Here is a 14,942-nt window from a genome sequence, read left to right as displayed (position 1 = left end):
TTAAATAATCTGATTGGTATAACCTGATAAGTGTGCACGCCGTTTATACAAATGTTATACGAACAAGGAGGCTCCGTGGTACATAAACTAGCGTGCATTTTATTTTTTATATCCCTATCATTTATCACAAAGGCAAATACGTCGGTAAACCTTTCTCTCATTGAGCGGGAATTAGATGCTAATGTCCCTAATATGTTGACTATAAATAATGCGCCGGGGGTCGTTGTAGTATTAGTCGATAATAAAGATATTATTAAATATAAATTCTATGATTTTTCTAACGTTGAAAAACAGCAAACATTTAATAGTAATACTGGCTTTAATCTTGGTTCAATATCAAAGTTACTCACGTCTTGGGGAGTGATGCGACTTGTTGACAAGGGATTAGTTGAGTTAGACATTCCTGTAAATGATTATCTTAAGCGTTGGAAAATACCTAAATCAAATTTTGATACTAATAAAGTTACGATAAGAAATATTTTGTCCCACACTTCAGGACTTTCATTGAGTGGCTATGATGGCTGGGAAACACCGATGGTTTTGCCTAACATTGTCGATTCATTAAATGGCAAAACAAACGGCTCAGGAAAAGTTGAGCTTATTACTGTTCCAGATAAAGAATTTTCTTATTCTGGTGGAGGTTATACGGTATTACAGCTGTTGATTGAAGATGTAACCGAGCAATCTTTCGAAGAATATATGCAAAAATCAGTTTTTACTCCGTTAGAAATGAATTCAAGCACATTCGTTGTATCTGAGAGTGTATTAAAAGCATCAGCCACGCCTTATGATGAAGAGGGTAAAGCAACAACGATGGTTTACTTTACAGCTCAAGCGGCAGCAGGCTTACAAAGTACACCACACGACATAGCTAAATTTACAATGGCAATTTTAAAGAATGGTAATGGTACTTACAATGGATCAAAAATACTCCACTCTGACTTAATAGATGAAATGATCAAACCTGTAAATAATACAGGAGATCGCTGGAGTATGAGTTATGTTAACGATATCGTTAATGGTAATAGGCTTCTCGGCTTTGCAGGATTTAATCATGGCTGGATTGGACTTACACGGTCTATTGTTGATAAAAAATTTGGTTACGTAGTTTTAACTAATAGCAATATTGAAGCTGTTAGGAATCAAGTAGATCGTTTAATTTTAAAGACAGCGCTAAATATTGAAGTTTCAAGATAAAGTTCGTATAATCGGGTAGCCGGAGGTCTCTAACCTCCAGCCCCCACACCACCCATCATGCGGGTCCGCAATGGGCGGTTCATCCTCTGTAATGAATCTTGATCCAAACATCCCTTAATGATACTAACCCTTGTTTAGTCAAAAATTCATTGCTTATTGCTATATTAATCCCTTTGGTTTTTGAACTTCGACAAGGGCCTTCGCCTAAAGCGCCTACTTTTGGTACTCGTGATACCACACGATATTGCTAAGAACTCACTGACACCGAGCTTCATTAAACTTCTCACTTTAGTGCGTGGTTTTCGCCATTGTCGCCAATAACACATTCGCAGTCGACGTCTGATCCAAGCATCAAGATCAACCGTGAGCTGATAAGCATTGGCTATCAAAAAGTAATAACCCCAACCACGTAAGAATTGAGTGAATTTATGAATTTGTAATTTCATTGAGATACCCCAATTACGATTGGTGAGCTTCCTGACTTTTGCTTTAAATAGCTTTAAAGCAGACTCATGGATCTGCACCTGACCATAACGGAAGGTAAAACCTAGAAATTTAGAGCTAGATACTGGTCCGACTCGACTTTTAGATTCATTTACAATCAATTTCAAACGCTTGGTTATGTAATTGCTGATATCACTTTTGACTTGTTTACCTTAGCTTTTGGTTTTCACCAAAATGATAATATCATCGGCATAACGTGCAAACTTGAGTTGCTCATAGGATAGCTTCTTGTCCAATTCATCTAGTAAAATATTAGATAATAATGGTGATAAAGGACCACCTTGCGGCACACCTTTATCGGATGCAAACCAAAGACCTGTTTCTATTTCTGAGATCCCTGCACGTAAGTATTTACCGAGTAATCGCATTAGCGCTTTGTCTTTAATTTTACGGCCAATACGGTTCATTAGCATGTCATGATTTACTTCATCAAAGAACTTCGATAAATCAATATCAACGGCAGTTTTATAACCTTGTTTAACACAAAATTGAACATAATTGACTGCCTGACTCGCTCTTTTACCTGGTCGATATCCATAGCTATGAGGTGAAAATCCAGGCTCAAAATATGGGCTAATTACCTGAGAAATTGCTTGTTGGATCATTCTGTCGATAACAGCGGGGATCCCAAGTAATCTCTCACCGCCATCCTGTTTAGGAATACGAACTCGTTTAACAGAAAGAGCTTGGTAAGTGCCATCGAGGATCTTAGATTTAATTTCTTGCCAGTGTTGCACGGCAAATTGGTTAAATTCCTCGATCTTCATATTATCAATACCCGGCGCACCTTTATTGGCTTTCACATGTTGCCATGCAGTGCCAATATTTTGGTCGCTGAATATCTGTATCATTAATTCTGAGTGATTCAGATTAGTTTCATTTAAGGTATTATTCACAGTCGAACGCTGAGCGTCACTATCACAACACGGTGATCTATGTGGTTTCAAGTTCAATTATGGTCTCTCCTATAGTTAAGATGTTCAGGCCTTCACCATGTCTCATCCATTACGATGAGCATTTGGCTACTATGCCGTCTGCTGACTTCTGTTTAATCACTTAAAAGATTACTCAGATAAGCGCGATTGATTTATTATCTTTATTCGCTCAATCAATTCGATAACTAAACTGATTGCCAAGGCTTGATCGACCAGTTTCCTCACTGGTTGCTTTATCAATTGCATGTTAAACAGATCTCCCCGGATAATTGCATTCACTTTCTCTGCACAACTGCATCATTTACGGTGGCCGTTAGATCACTTGGCTTCGTTGTCTTGTGCCAACTCGCCTCCAGCCTACGCCTAGTATGATATTTTTGTTCATCAGCTCGCAGATTTGCTAGCGGCTTCCTCCGGACTATCTCTTACGATTTAGCCCTTGCCATTCGCTAGTAGTTAGCGTTTAATAACAATGAGTTATTAAACGGTGATCTTCCTGCAGAGGACTTTCACCTCATAAATAAATGCCCATGCCGGGCGTACACAAGCATTTAAATCAGATTACGCAAGTTGTCTTGCTTTTTGTAAAGACCCGCAAAAAAATCAGCCAACATTGCTTCACTAATTAAATGGGCGTTATATGCCCAAGGGTTACGTTTATATCATGGATGAATTTTGTGAATAAAAATTATTTAATAAAACGGTTAACTATCATTTCTTTCTTATTGTCTAGCGTTGGTTCTGCGAATAACCAATCAAGTCAGAACGTTAATTATCAAAAAAAATATCAACCTATGCTAGATAACCTTATATCTGAGCATATCCCTGGTGCGGTACTCTTGGTCGAAACAAAAATAGGTAGTTACATCGGTAGTGCTGGCTTTAAAGATTTGGAAAAAAAGAAGCCAATGACAACTGATGTTGTCATTCCCAATGGTAGCGCAGGTAAAAAATTAACCGCGCTATTGGTGGCGATGTTAGCGGATGAGGGAGTTCTTAGTCTTGATGCATCTATAAGTAGATATCTTGAAAGTGAATTACTTAGCCAGATTCAATATTCAGACAAAATGACTTTAAGGCAGCTGTTAAATCATACGAGCGGGATTTTTGAATATAACGATGCTGGCGAGTACGCTTTTTTTAAAGCGCAATATGCAAACAAGGGGAAAGTTACAACGGATATGTTTCCATTAAGCTTTGCATTGAACCAGCCTGCAGACTTTGAACCAAGCAAAGGACACTCGTATTCAAATTCTGGTTACGCATTGGCAGGAATAATTTTAGAGCGTGTTTTAAAGCAGCACCCATCCATAGCAATTAGAAATAAAATTCTTACTCCACTAAATATGACATCTAGCTACTCTAAAGGTGTTGAAGAACATAAGCCCAAGTTAACTTCGGGGTTCTTTATTAACGATGTAGATCCTACTTTTCCAATACCAATGAATATATGGGTAGATACTAAAGATATCATTGGAACAACAGCAACCTCTGATGCTCCCCTAACGTCCAGTGTTAATGATATGGCTAAACTATTAAGGGCTATCGTAACTAATAACAATATAGTTAATCAAAGAGTTAGAGAACAAATGATAGGTGAAGAAAATTTAGTTGAGTCTTGGGGACAACGTTTTTATCGTTCCTCTGATTTTTATTATGGGCTTGGTATTTGGGTTGAAGAAGTAAACGGGAAAAAGTTCTACCACCATGGTGGCACAGAGTTTGGCTATTTTACTCAAAATATTTATATACCGGATGGTGATATAAGTATTACCGCATTTGCAAACTGTGGAGTTAATGACCATTGCGAAGAAGAATTTCAAAATTTTACTTTTGAAGTTTTAGATTCGTTTTTAAATATTAAAAAGGGCATATAACAAGCCATTACAGTAACGGGACTGCTAACAGCTTGCTCGGTTCCGTTTTGCTTCACAATTTAGCAAGCTATTATCAGCCCCTGAATGGGCCGTTGAGGCTGTAGAATTTATAGAAAAAGGCACTTTTTAGTGTCTTTTTTAGTTTTTACTATTTGTTTGTTTTTTGAGCTTGATACCAGATCTTTGATGTGATCTAATAGATATTATTCAACTACAGAACATTAAAATGGCACTTTTTTAAGACGAAGAGGTAAACCTGATTTATCTTGTCAAAATAAGTTCATACCTATAGACTTTTCTCGCCAAATATTACCTAGCACATTTGAATTTGCTCTGTCCCATATTGTAGATAACCGTCTTGACTTATCAGGCTTTGATGCGTGGTATCAAAATGATAAACGCGGTGCAGCAGCGTATCCGCCAACGGTGATGTTAAAGATTATATTGCTAGGTTATGTCCATGGTTTAGTGTCTAGTCGTCGCATTGCACAAGCGTGTGAAACTAATATTACTTTTATGAGTCTATCGGGTGATGTTCAGCCACATTACACATCAATAGCCAGTTTTGTTTCAAAAATGAGTGAACAAATTGCACCATTATTTACACAAATATTGATGATTTGTGATGAAGAAGGTTTGATTGGCCGTAACATGTTTGCCATTGATGGCTGTAAGATAAAGTCAAATGCGAGTAAAGAATGGAGTGGTACGTTTGAAGAACTAGAACGTAAGCAAGTTAAATTAGATAAAGCCAGCAAACGCATTCTAGCGTGTCATCAATCACAAGATGTTATGCCTGAAGATGAAGTGATTCACGATTTAAAACAAAAAGAAAAGCTAGATAAAAGTGCCGCTAAAATAGGTGAGTATCTGGCAACGAAAGAAGAAAAGCTAGGTAGAAAAGGTAAGTCCGTTAAAAGCAATATAACCGACCCTGATAGTGCAAAAATGACCACTTCAAAAGGCACAATCCAAGGCTACAATGGCATTGCAATCAATGATGACAAGCATCAAATTATTTTACAAGCTCAAACTTGGGGCTCAGTGGGCGAGCAACAAACATTGAAACCAGCACTGGGACAATTAGATGAGCAACTTAAAAAGTTAGGAACACCGAATACATTATCAGAGGCCAAATTCACCGCCGATAGCGGATTCCATAGTGAAGAAAACTTAAAGTATTTAGCAACAACTGGATTAGATAGTTACATCGCAGACACCCAATTTAGAAGTCGTAATCCGTTATTTAAAGTCAGTGACACATACCATACAGAAAAAGAAAAGCGACGGCTTAAGCGCAGTAAAGGTAAGCCAAGATTATTTACCAGTAAAGACTTTCATTATGATGAAGAGCAAAACACATGCAGATGTCCAGCGGGAAAAACACTTTGGCAGTAGAGCACAAATTTTCTAGTGTTGGTCGTAATGTCCACCAATTGCGAAAATGTATACGCTGTTATCATCAAACTTATAAATGAGTCTATCTTTTTGAGATATCCGCTTTGACCAAAAGCCTGATAAATTATGTTTAAGTGGTTCAGGCTTCCCCAGTCCACTGCTAGGATCAGAGCGCAACATTTCTTTTAATATTTTGCATAAAGCCTTATGAAGTTTTTTATCTTTTTCTCTTAATTGCTCGTAAATGAGCCAAGTTTTCCCCTCAAAGACTAGTGATCTCATCTAATTGCTCTTTTGTTGGTTTATAGCCTTTATTGCTTTCATGAGTCCCCATTGATTCAGCAATCTGCTTCATCAAATTACTACTTTGCAATATGTGTAATGTCTCTTGCTCTCTTTCCCAATCATCGGCACTCATAACAATAAAGTCTTCACCTGCTCTTCGGGTTACTTTTATTGGCTCATGCTCACTAACAGTTTGTTCAACATATGTTTTTAAGTTGTCTCTAAACTGGTTTACGCTTATGCTATTCATAATCAACTCACTATTAATGTACGGTAATGTCGTACATTGTAACTTTAAAAATATAATAAGGCAATTAAACGGACAAAAAACAGTTTACTTTATCGTACTCAAACAAAAAGCGCAGAGCCTGTTTTAATATTTTTAGTAAACGCCCTACTTGTTGCGGATGTTTCTCTGTGGTTTTAAAAACTATTAGCCAATGGCACTTTTCAAATGTATCTATGACAACATCACCAATAGACGGATATACATACATTTCAAACATGCGAGTCAATTTATTGGTATCAGAATGATTGTTTGCAGCGTATTCTTCTAACCAATATTCTAAACCTAACCTAACAGTTATAGGCCCAGTTTGTTTTTTAGCAATAATTGATTTTTTAAAAATGCGAGGATCAACCCCCTTTTCAATCAAACCTTTATTTTCTATTGCTCTTGCATCTACTAGAGTTAATTCGGGATAAGTGCCTAGCTTCATTCTTACGAGTTTACCCAACCACTGAAAACGCTGTTGAAATGAAATCTTACCTTTTGGTGATACGCTTGCTGAAAGACCATCACGATCTTTAAGTTCACATTGCTGATCTATCTTGCCATTAAGCTTTCTTAGTGTTGTACCACTCAATGACATTGAGACATTCTTGTATATAATTTGGTACAAGTTTGGTACAACTTATTTGGTAAATAAGGCGGTATCACATGATAAAAAATTAAAATTCTATTAAGTACATAATAAATATGATTATTTTAAATAATAGAGAGGGTTTTTGTTATGGATAAAAAAACATATGTGACACCTACAATGCATCACATATGACTTTTACTTTAAAGTTGGTTTTACAACTCAAATAATGAAGCTTACTTACGATATAGTTCATTATTTAGATAATAATATTTTATTAATTATTAATCTGATAAGACCACACATCGACCGTATTGCCTTAAAACTGAGACAAAAACACAATAGTTTACGTAGCTTACCTGACACTATTTTAACAGTTCGTGATCTTTCGGTAATTGTTTAGAAATCCACATTGCAAGCCTATGTTTCATATTAAGTTGATTTTCATCTTCTTCTTTAAGCGGCTGTATTAATTTATCATTGACTAATAAACGATAAAGGCTTTCAATTTTTTCTTTAGCAGAATTAGTACCCGAAAACTTTTTATACCCACGATTATTTGCATATGCTTCACCAATAATAATCGCTTGTTTTAACAGAGCTGTTTCATTTTTAAGCTTTTTCATTGTCATTCCTTTAATTCGATTATATTTGGTGCCTTTTAGCTTGCCTAGCATATTCAATGTCATTATCTATGTAAACATTTAACTAGAGGATCAACTCTGTTTGTTTTATCCTAAGCATGTTTATATTTAAGTTTACTGGAAATCAGAATGAGCATACTTTTATCACCTGACATGATTACAACAATCAGCCAATACGGTATTGAAAAACGTTATAAATATCTAATTAAAGAAGTAGTTAAAAACCAATCTATTTGGATTTTAACTGACAAACACGGTTGTGTGATGCTAAATACCGAGGATGAAGATTGTGTACCTGTATGGCCAAATCAAGAATTTGCAACCGCATGGGCCACTGGAGACTGGGAAGAATGTAAAGCGAAAGAAATTGATTTGAAAACTTGGTATTCTCGTTGGACTCACGGTCTAGAAGATGATGATTTATCGATTGTTGTATTTCCGAATATTGAAGAAGATGGATTAGTTGTTTTTCCTGACGAACTAGATTTTGAACTCAAAGCACAAACAAAAAAAGCGCGAGACCTGCAAAGAAGATAACGGGCAAGAGTTTTGATGAAATAGTAAAAAAGTTAAAATCAGATAAAAGTTCACTAAAAAGTATTTAATTAATTTTGCAGTCAATAAGCTATGTTTTAACTTTTTGACTGCAAAATTAAGATAATTAACCAAATGCATTTTTGACATCACGCTAATTGATCCCATACTTGTAAAAAGCCAATAGTAATTGGAATATGATGCACAAAATAAGCAAAGTACAGCAATTTAAAGTAGCAACTGTTAATTTACTTAACTATGCGTCGCCACCCTATAGTTATTATCAATTAGATGAAAACTACAATGCTGAACAATGGCAAACTAAAAATCGCTGGCTAAAAAAACAATTATCACGTATTTCTGCCGATGTAATTGCATTTCAGGAAGTTTTTAGTTTTGATGCTTTAGCAAAGTTAACATCATCTTTAGGCTATCAATATATTAGTAAAGTGGATGAAGCTTCAATGGCAAAAAATTGCGAGTTTACCTATATAACACCAGTAGTCGCTATAGCATCTAAATATCCAATAACCCAAGCTCAAACTGTTTTTCCTGATAATACTTTATTAAAACATCTTGGTTTACCCGAAAACTTTTCTTTTAGCCGCAAGCCTATCAAAGCATTAATTGAATTTCCTAACTTTGGTTTTGTACGAGTATATGTTTTGCATTTAAAATCCAAACGAGCCACTAATTTAAATGACTTTGTAGATAAAAAAGTGCCTAACTATGATTCATATAGTGAAGCTTTAACTGACACTATTGGCCGCTTTGTTTCACAAGAGCAAAGGGGTTTAGAAGGTATGCTAGTATTTTATGATGCGCTGCATGAACAAGCAACTCATCCTTTGCCAAGCATCATCCTCGGTGATTTTAATGATGAACTTCATACCAGTGCTTTATCTGTGATTTTTGATCACACTGATGTAAATCCAAAAACAGATCATTTAAATTTCAGTGACGCCTTCGATATTTCGTCTAATATCCATAAAACAGAAAAACCTTTCACTCTTTTTTATGAAGGGGAAGGCAAAGTATTAGATTATATTTTAGTATCAAATGAATTTAACCCAACAAATAAAAATACAAACATAACTGATCTTACCTACCACTCATTGGACAAACATATCCAACTCACACCTTTAGATAAACATAAAACAAATAGCGATCATGCCTTTATATATATTCAATTTTCAGTAAATTATAGCTAAAACTGTGCGACTAGATATTTTTAGATTATAATACAGCTCGAAATTTATTAATTAAGGTCGACAATGAGAACATGCGGTGTTGAAATAAAAGGCAGTGAAGTCCTTTTATGTTTATTAAGTAAAGATAATGACGTTTTTGATATCAGAGATGTACGTCAAACACGCTTTGTATTAAGTAATGCAAATGATACTGAAGAAGTTCGTAAATTTCAGTTTGATTTCGCAAAATTAATGCATGATTATCAGGTTGATACCGTTGCTATAAAACAAAGACCTCATAAAGGTAAGTTTGCCGGTGGCGCTGTTGGTTTTAAATTAGAAACTGCAATTCAGTTAATTACTGATTTAGAGGTTAATCTATTAAACCCAACAGATATTAAAGAGCAGCTTAAACGTAATCCAATGCCTATCGAGTTTGAAGAAACAGGCTTGAAAAAGTTCCAAGAACCAGCTTTCATCAGCGCATATATTGATTTAACAATCAAAACTTATCATAAAGGCGAAGAATAATATTTCAAACGAGAAGCAGTGACCTGAAAAATACACTGTTTATTTTTCCCCAACTGCCTTTAAGTACATTAACATTACTTCCTTACATTTTAAAACAATTTTGTACGAAATCAAGTTCACGTTTTTCGACTTGCTGAAATCGCACATTGCCATGTAGCATGGGGATATATAGCTTTAACTTGTGGGGTCGTTTCTGAATATAAATAAAATAGGAAATTTTTAGTCGGGACATAGACAGATAGCTATAAAATATACTGAATAGATATCTGTCTTACTTTTTACTTATTTAGAATACGCTTCAGGCATATCTGATTGTTTCATATAACGCTCACGTAATTTATCTTGGCGTGAATCAGTTGTCACTTTTTCACCACCAATCCAAAGTGTTTGTACATTTGAACTTAGTTCAAATGGATCTGCACTCCATAAAGATAAATCAGCCGCTTTACCAATTGCAATTTCACCTGCATTAATACCAAACATATTTGCTATATTTGCTGATAAAGCTTTAATAGCACCTGATTTGCTCATTCCATTTGATACTGCATTCCCTGCATCAAAACGAAGTTGATACAAGTTATGACTGCTATCGCCTGAGATTGTTAAACCAACAGTAACACCTGCCTTTTCTAAAATTCCAGCATTGTTAAGGGATGCATTTAAAGAATCAAAGCTATCAGGTAAGTTATCCATTGCACTTATGATCAAAGGAATATTAGCTTTTGCTAGTTGCTCTTTTACAACAACAGCATCACCTGCATCAGCAATGATTAAGTTTAATGAAAATTGCTTTTTAAGCTTGATTAACTGCAATAATTCTTGTGCGCGAGAAGCACGAATAATTAACGGTTTTTCACCTTTTAATAATGCAGTTAATATCTTTTCTTCTTTACTTGGATCTTTTTTATCTTTTTTATCTTTTTTATCTTTTTTAGCCGATTTTGATTTTTTTAATTTCTTTTGTTGGCCTTCTAGCTTATCTATTAGTTGCGTTAAAGTATGCGCTCGAGAGCCTTTACTTTCTGAGCCAAGATTAACTAATACCGCCACTTTGCTTGTTTTAACGCTATCAAAGTCACCGCTTAAATCCACAACAGATGCTAAGCCAGCAAAAATACTTTCTCCACCGCTTGGTACAATCACATCTCGAGTAATACCACCTTTACGTGCATATGGAATAAGTGATGATTTTGGATTAAATGCCAGACTAGGATCGAAAGTGATATCTGCTTTTTTAAAACCAGCATCACGAGAACGCGATACAGCACCGACCTCAACTAAACCCAATTGATTCATAGAACCAATAAAACCTGGTGTTAAGATTTGCCCTTTGGCATCTATTTTTATATCAGCATTTACAGAAGTAGGGTTAATTGCCGTAATCATACCATTTTCAAAAACAACGGTCGCATTTTCTAACACCCCCTGCTCTGTTGCGGTATAAATTGTTGCATTAGTAATTGCTGTGGATGCAGCCCATACAGAAGGAAAACTTGTTAACGCAAGCGCTAAAAGTGATTTTTTAAGTACTGATTTATTAAATCTCTTCATTATATTTCCTCTTAATGAGTTTTAACTGCAGTTGATTGACCTAACATAAAGTCACTTTTAGCTTGATATTTTTCATCAAAACGATCGTAAACTTTTGCGCCATCAATAAATACTTGCTCAGCTTTAGCATATACACTAAACGGGTTTTGATCCCAAATCACCAGATCAGCTTGTTTACCTTTTACTAATGAACCTGTTTTGTCTTCTATACCTAAAGATTTAGCAGCATTTTGTGTGATCCAAACAATCGCGTCTTCTTCTTTTAATTCAAAACCATTTTCATTAGCACGATACATAACCTTACCTGCTTCTTGATTCAAACGTTGTATTGTTGTACCTGAATCCGAATGCACAATAGCACAAGAGTTTTTAACTGCATTTACTACCGCTACGTTTTCGTGGATCATGTCATACGCTTCCATTTTGAAGCCCCACCAATCTGGCCACATAGCTGCACAATTACCATTTTGTGCTAATAAATCTGAAATTTTATAAGCTTCAATCGCATGATGGAAAGTACCAGAGTCATAATTAAACTCTTTACCTAAATCGACCATCATTGCCATTTCTTCTGCTTTATAACAATGGTTATGAATTTTTATCTCTGCATCTAATACACCTTTAAGCGTATCAAGAGTTAAGTCTCGCTCTGGTGCTTCTGGGTTTTTTCCTTGAGCATATTGCGTTTCGTATTTTTCCCAAGCGCGTTTATATTCGGTAGCTTCAATCCAAGCATTTCTATATCCAGCCATATTCCCCATACGCGTAGAAGGTGTGACTTTACGACTACCGTAAACACGTTTAGGGTTTTCACCACATGCCATTTTTAAACCATAAGGTGCGGCAGGGTATTTCATGCCTTGCATTGTTGACGATGGTACATTTTTAAGGGTCACACCACGTCCTCCAATCAAGTTGCCTGAGCCTGGTAATATTTGTAAGGAAGTAATACCACCAGCACGTGCAGCATTAAAGCCTGGATCTTGAGGCCAAACTGAATGCTCAACCCAAACTTCAGCTGTCACTGGGTTAGTCATTTCATTACCATCTTGATGAGATTCAACAGAAGGACTTGGGTAAGCACCTAAGTGTGAATGTACATCTATAATACCGGGTGTTACCCATTTACCATTTGCATCAATTGTTGCTACATCTGAATCTGACAAACCTTTGCCAATCGCTTCAATTTTTCCATCAACTAATAAAACATCAGCACCGTCTAAACGCTCACCAGTTCCTGTAAGTACGGTTGCATTTTTGATAAGTGTTTTTTCCGAAGGCATTGCTTGGTAAGTGCTAGGGTAAGGGTTTTTATTAAAAGATACTTTTGCATCTTGAGGGCTTGAATCTTCACATCCAACTAATGCAGTTGTTAAAGCCAACATTAAGATTGAAGGAGCAAATTTTTGCATTTTTTTTATTCTCCGATTGATTTTACTATACTTTATCTAAATGCGTGTCGAAATGTAACTGTAAAGCGATAATTCGACATGAAACAACGATAACCACCAAAAAATAGTGTGTCTTGGTGTCATCTGTATAGATTGAAATTTAATCAAATTTACTTAGTCAGTTTTTATATTTTGTTGGCACTAAAGATTTAACTTTTCTATATTCAAAACATGGGCAATAACTTGTCGGATCACATCATCATTAGTCGCAATCAAATTACATTAGTGGTTACCTTAGCAATAACTCGTTATATACTAACCAAATGGTTTTATAAACATTTAAAAGGTATTAACATGACAGATAAAAATGATCGTCATAGCGAAAGACAACAAAAATTAAAAGAAACCGTAGATACTAAGATTGCGCAAGCGCAAACAGTAAAAGGTCTAGTTTTAGTTATAACAGGCAACGGCAAAGGGAAATCTACAGCGGGTTTTGGCATAGCAGCCCGCGCTATCGGTCATGGTCTTAAATGCTCAGTGGCTCAATTTATTAAAGGGACTTGGGATTGTGGTGAACGTAACCTATTAGAGCAACATAATGTAGAGTTTCAAGTAATGAAAACTGGTTTTACATGGGAAACCCAAAATAAAGAAACAGATACCGCAGCTGCCCAAGTTATTTGGCAAAAATGTAAAAGTATGCTCCAAGATGAAACTTTAGATGTCGTTTTATTAGATGAAATAACCTATATGGTTTCATATAACTACATTGAGCTAGCTGAAGTAGTTGAAGCGATTGAAAATAGACCCAAAATGCAAAGTGTTGTCATCACTGGTCGTGCAGCACATCGTACTTTAATTGAATTGGCAGATACTGTATCAGAAATTAAAAACGTAAAACATGCATTTGATTCTGGTGTAAAAATACTAAAAGGTATTGATTGGTAATAGATTAAAACTGATATACCCAAACCACTTCAAGATGCAGGATTCAGTTGGAATTAGAAATACTTTAGGCAAGGCATTGATTGAAGAACATGGTTATTCCCTTTTCAAAATCAATAACGCTGCATAAAGTATTTATAAACCAACCTTACAGGGACTTCTGAGCAAATAATGCTCGTTGTTGCCTGCATGGATGTAGGTACTAGAGCAATGCAGGAGCATATTGCCAGTCCATCTTTTTTTAGGGAGTAACCATTAATGCAAAGATGCGCCTAGATCATGAATTGCTCAGCAGTCCTGAACCTCACATCTTGAAGTGGCTTGGGTATACATGGCATACTCAAAGAGAAAAACTTATAATAAATTATAGGCTTTTCTCTGATTAACACACATTAAATAAGTGCTGCAACTAAACCAAATAAAGCACCAAATACCCCACCCCAAACAACTAACCAGCCTAAGTGCTTCTTAATCATTGTTTGTATGATTTCTTTCACCATTTGAGGCGTTAATTCTGCAAGTCGAATATCTATAATCTCAGATACTTTATCTTGCATATCGGCAATAACACTCGGTTGTTCTAATTGCTCACGTAGTAATTCACTAAACTCTTCTGATTGTGTCATATCAATCATAGATGACTTCATTTTTTTAATAAAAGGATCTTTTAACGGCACTAAAGCTTCTGTGCCACCAAACATGGCTAACATGTTACCAAAAGATGATTTTTCAACCACTTCAACTAAATTATCGAAAGCAGGTGATAAATCTATTTTTTCAATAATTGGTGACAACTTAAATTGGTGTGCTTTACCGTCTTGTTCAGACATAAAATTATCTATATTTTCTTTGGTGAAAAACTGCTCCATTATCATGATTTTTATGGCTGATTTAAATTGTTCAAAATTAGCAGGGATAACACCTGAACCATATAAAAGAGGCACTTTTTCAAATAACATATGTATAGCTAACAAATTAGTAAAAGCACCTGAAAGTGCAAACAAGCCAACAGACAAAACAGTTACTTGTCCTGAAAAAAAACCCACTAACGCTAAAATTAATGCTAACGAATTAGTCACTACACTCTTATTCAA

General features: G+C 35.6%; 15 protein-coding genes and 1 pseudogene. 7 read left to right on the top strand and 9 right to left on the bottom strand.

Going from position 1 to position 14,942, the window contains the following annotated elements; translation table 11 throughout:
- Nucleotides 1-75: 75 nt before the first annotated feature.
- Complete coding sequence (locus CJF42_RS16600) at nucleotides 76-1,197, top strand: serine hydrolase domain-containing protein (RefSeq protein ID WP_170940641.1); 1,122 nt, start codon at nucleotides 76-78, stop codon at nucleotides 1,195-1,197.
- 164 nt (nucleotides 1,198-1,361) lie between these two features.
- Here the strand turns inward: CJF42_RS16600 and CJF42_RS16595 are convergent, their stop codons facing one another.
- Together CJF42_RS16595 and CJF42_RS16590 are read right to left on the bottom strand one after the other, a co-directional pair.
- Nucleotides 1,362-1,802, bottom strand: a complete 441-nt coding sequence (locus tag CJF42_RS16595; protein WP_252097640.1) for a group II intron maturase-specific domain-containing protein — start codon at nucleotides 1,800-1,802, stop codon at nucleotides 1,362-1,364.
- A 51-nt stretch (nucleotides 1,803-1,853) separates the two neighbouring features.
- Nucleotides 1,854-2,654 (bottom strand): reverse transcriptase domain-containing protein, encoded by an 801-nt coding sequence (locus CJF42_RS16590; protein ID WP_095367759.1) that lies wholly within the window; start codon nucleotides 2,652-2,654, stop codon nucleotides 1,854-1,856.
- A 659-nt stretch (nucleotides 2,655-3,313) separates the two neighbouring features.
- Between CJF42_RS16590 and CJF42_RS16585 the strand changes: the two genes are divergently transcribed.
- Both CJF42_RS16585 and CJF42_RS16580 read left to right on the top strand, forming a co-directional pair.
- On the top strand, nucleotides 3,314-4,513 hold the full coding sequence (locus tag CJF42_RS16585) for a serine hydrolase domain-containing protein (RefSeq protein WP_170940640.1): 1,200 nt from the start codon (nucleotides 3,314-3,316) through the stop codon (nucleotides 4,511-4,513).
- Nucleotides 4,514-4,795: 282 nt separating this feature from the next.
- Nucleotides 4,796-5,908: pseudogene (locus CJF42_RS16580) on the top strand (transposase); the annotation flags it as partial.
- A 15-nt stretch (nucleotides 5,909-5,923) separates the two neighbouring features.
- Here the strand turns inward: CJF42_RS16580 and CJF42_RS16575 are convergent.
- The 4 genes from CJF42_RS16575 to CJF42_RS16560 all read right to left on the bottom strand — a co-directional run bounded on the left by CJF42_RS16575 (nucleotide 5,924) and on the right by CJF42_RS16560 (nucleotide 7,685).
- Nucleotides 5,924-6,193, bottom strand: coding sequence for a Txe/YoeB family addiction module toxin (locus tag CJF42_RS16575; RefSeq protein WP_095367757.1), 270 nt, complete (start codon nucleotides 6,191-6,193; stop codon nucleotides 5,924-5,926).
- Nucleotides 6,174-6,446, bottom strand: a complete 273-nt coding sequence (locus CJF42_RS16570; protein ID WP_095367756.1) for a type II toxin-antitoxin system Phd/YefM family antitoxin — start codon at nucleotides 6,444-6,446, stop codon at nucleotides 6,174-6,176. The genes CJF42_RS16575 and CJF42_RS16570 overlap by 20 nt, the downstream gene beginning before the upstream one ends.
- Before the next feature lie 64 nt (nucleotides 6,447-6,510).
- A complete protein-coding gene (locus tag CJF42_RS16565; protein WP_095367755.1) occupies nucleotides 6,511-7,068 on the bottom strand; it encodes a DUF4102 domain-containing protein in 558 nt (185 codons plus the stop codon).
- Between the two features lie 356 nt (nucleotides 7,069-7,424).
- Nucleotides 7,425-7,685, bottom strand: coding sequence for a DUF5062 family protein (locus CJF42_RS16560; RefSeq protein ID WP_095367754.1), 261 nt, complete (start codon nucleotides 7,683-7,685; stop codon nucleotides 7,425-7,427).
- A 147-nt stretch (nucleotides 7,686-7,832) separates the two neighbouring features.
- Between CJF42_RS16560 and CJF42_RS16555 the strand changes: the two genes are divergently transcribed.
- The 3 genes from CJF42_RS16555 (at nucleotide 7,833) to CJF42_RS16545 (ending at nucleotide 9,958) form a co-directional block, all read left to right on the top strand.
- Nucleotides 7,833-8,240 carry a DUF2750 domain-containing protein gene (locus CJF42_RS16555; protein ID WP_095367753.1) on the top strand — a complete coding sequence of 136 codons (408 nt, stop codon included), beginning with the start codon at nucleotides 7,833-7,835 and terminating at the stop codon, nucleotides 8,238-8,240.
- A gap of 197 nt (nucleotides 8,241-8,437) precedes the next feature.
- Entirely contained in the window at nucleotides 8,438-9,448 is a 1,011-nt protein-coding gene (locus CJF42_RS16550) for an endonuclease/exonuclease/phosphatase family protein (protein WP_170940639.1), read from the top strand.
- Nucleotides 9,449-9,511: 63 nt separating this feature from the next.
- Nucleotides 9,512-9,958 carry a DUF3010 family protein gene (locus CJF42_RS16545; protein WP_095367751.1) on the top strand — a complete coding sequence of 149 codons (447 nt, stop codon included), beginning with the start codon at nucleotides 9,512-9,514 and terminating at the stop codon, nucleotides 9,956-9,958.
- A gap of 282 nt (nucleotides 9,959-10,240) precedes the next feature.
- Here the strand turns inward: CJF42_RS16545 and CJF42_RS16540 are convergent, their stop codons facing one another.
- Both CJF42_RS16540 and CJF42_RS16535 read right to left on the bottom strand, forming a co-directional pair.
- Nucleotides 10,241-11,509, bottom strand: a complete 1,269-nt coding sequence (locus CJF42_RS16540; RefSeq protein ID WP_095367750.1) for an amidohydrolase family protein — start codon at nucleotides 11,507-11,509, stop codon at nucleotides 10,241-10,243.
- Between the two features lie 11 nt (nucleotides 11,510-11,520).
- A complete protein-coding gene (locus CJF42_RS16535) occupies nucleotides 11,521-12,921 on the bottom strand; it encodes an amidohydrolase (RefSeq protein WP_095367749.1) in 1,401 nt (466 codons plus the stop codon).
- Nucleotides 12,922-13,254: 333 nt separating this feature from the next.
- Between CJF42_RS16535 and cobO the strand changes: the two genes are divergently transcribed.
- Nucleotides 13,255-13,851, top strand: a complete 597-nt coding sequence (cobO, locus tag CJF42_RS16530; protein ID WP_095367761.1) for a cob(I)yrinic acid a,c-diamide adenosyltransferase — start codon at nucleotides 13,255-13,257, stop codon at nucleotides 13,849-13,851.
- A 389-nt stretch (nucleotides 13,852-14,240) separates the two neighbouring features.
- Here cobO and CJF42_RS16520 read toward each other — a convergent pair whose 3' ends face one another.
- Nucleotides 14,241-14,942: a DUF445 domain-containing protein gene (locus CJF42_RS16520; protein ID WP_095367748.1), complete on the bottom strand. Its 702-nt coding sequence runs from the start codon at nucleotides 14,940-14,942 to the stop codon at nucleotides 14,241-14,243.

The sequence above is a fragment of the Pseudoalteromonas sp. NBT06-2 genome, from assembly GCF_002276045.1.
In the GTDB taxonomy this organism is placed as follows: domain Bacteria; phylum Pseudomonadota; class Gammaproteobacteria; order Enterobacterales; family Alteromonadaceae; genus Pseudoalteromonas.
This window is presented reverse-complemented; position numbering and strand designations above follow the sequence as displayed.

Coding starts and splice junctions, on each gene's coding strand:
- CJF42_RS16575 (WP_095367757.1), bottom strand. CDS start 6,193: ATGAGATCACTAGTCTTTGAGGGGAAAACTTGGCTCATTTACGAGCAA.
- CJF42_RS16570 (WP_095367756.1), bottom strand. CDS start 6,446: ATGAATAGCATAAGCGTAAACCAGTTTAGAGACAACTTAAAAACATAT.
- CJF42_RS16565 (WP_095367755.1), bottom strand. CDS start 7,068: ATGTCATTGAGTGGTACAACACTAAGAAAGCTTAATGGCAAGATAGAT.
- CJF42_RS16560 (WP_095367754.1), bottom strand. CDS start 7,685: ATGAAAAAGCTTAAAAATGAAACAGCTCTGTTAAAACAAGCGATTATT.
- CJF42_RS16555 (WP_095367753.1), top strand. CDS start 7,833: ATGAGCATACTTTTATCACCTGACATGATTACAACAATCAGCCAATAC.
- CJF42_RS16550 (WP_170940639.1), top strand. CDS start 8,438: ATGCACAAAATAAGCAAAGTACAGCAATTTAAAGTAGCAACTGTTAAT.
- CJF42_RS16545 (WP_095367751.1), top strand. CDS start 9,512: ATGAGAACATGCGGTGTTGAAATAAAAGGCAGTGAAGTCCTTTTATGT.
- CJF42_RS16540 (WP_095367750.1), bottom strand. CDS start 11,509: ATGAAGAGATTTAATAAATCAGTACTTAAAAAATCACTTTTAGCGCTT.
- CJF42_RS16535 (WP_095367749.1), bottom strand. CDS start 12,921: ATGCAAAAATTTGCTCCTTCAATCTTAATGTTGGCTTTAACAACTGCA.
- cobO (WP_095367761.1), top strand. CDS start 13,255: ATGACAGATAAAAATGATCGTCATAGCGAAAGACAACAAAAATTAAAA.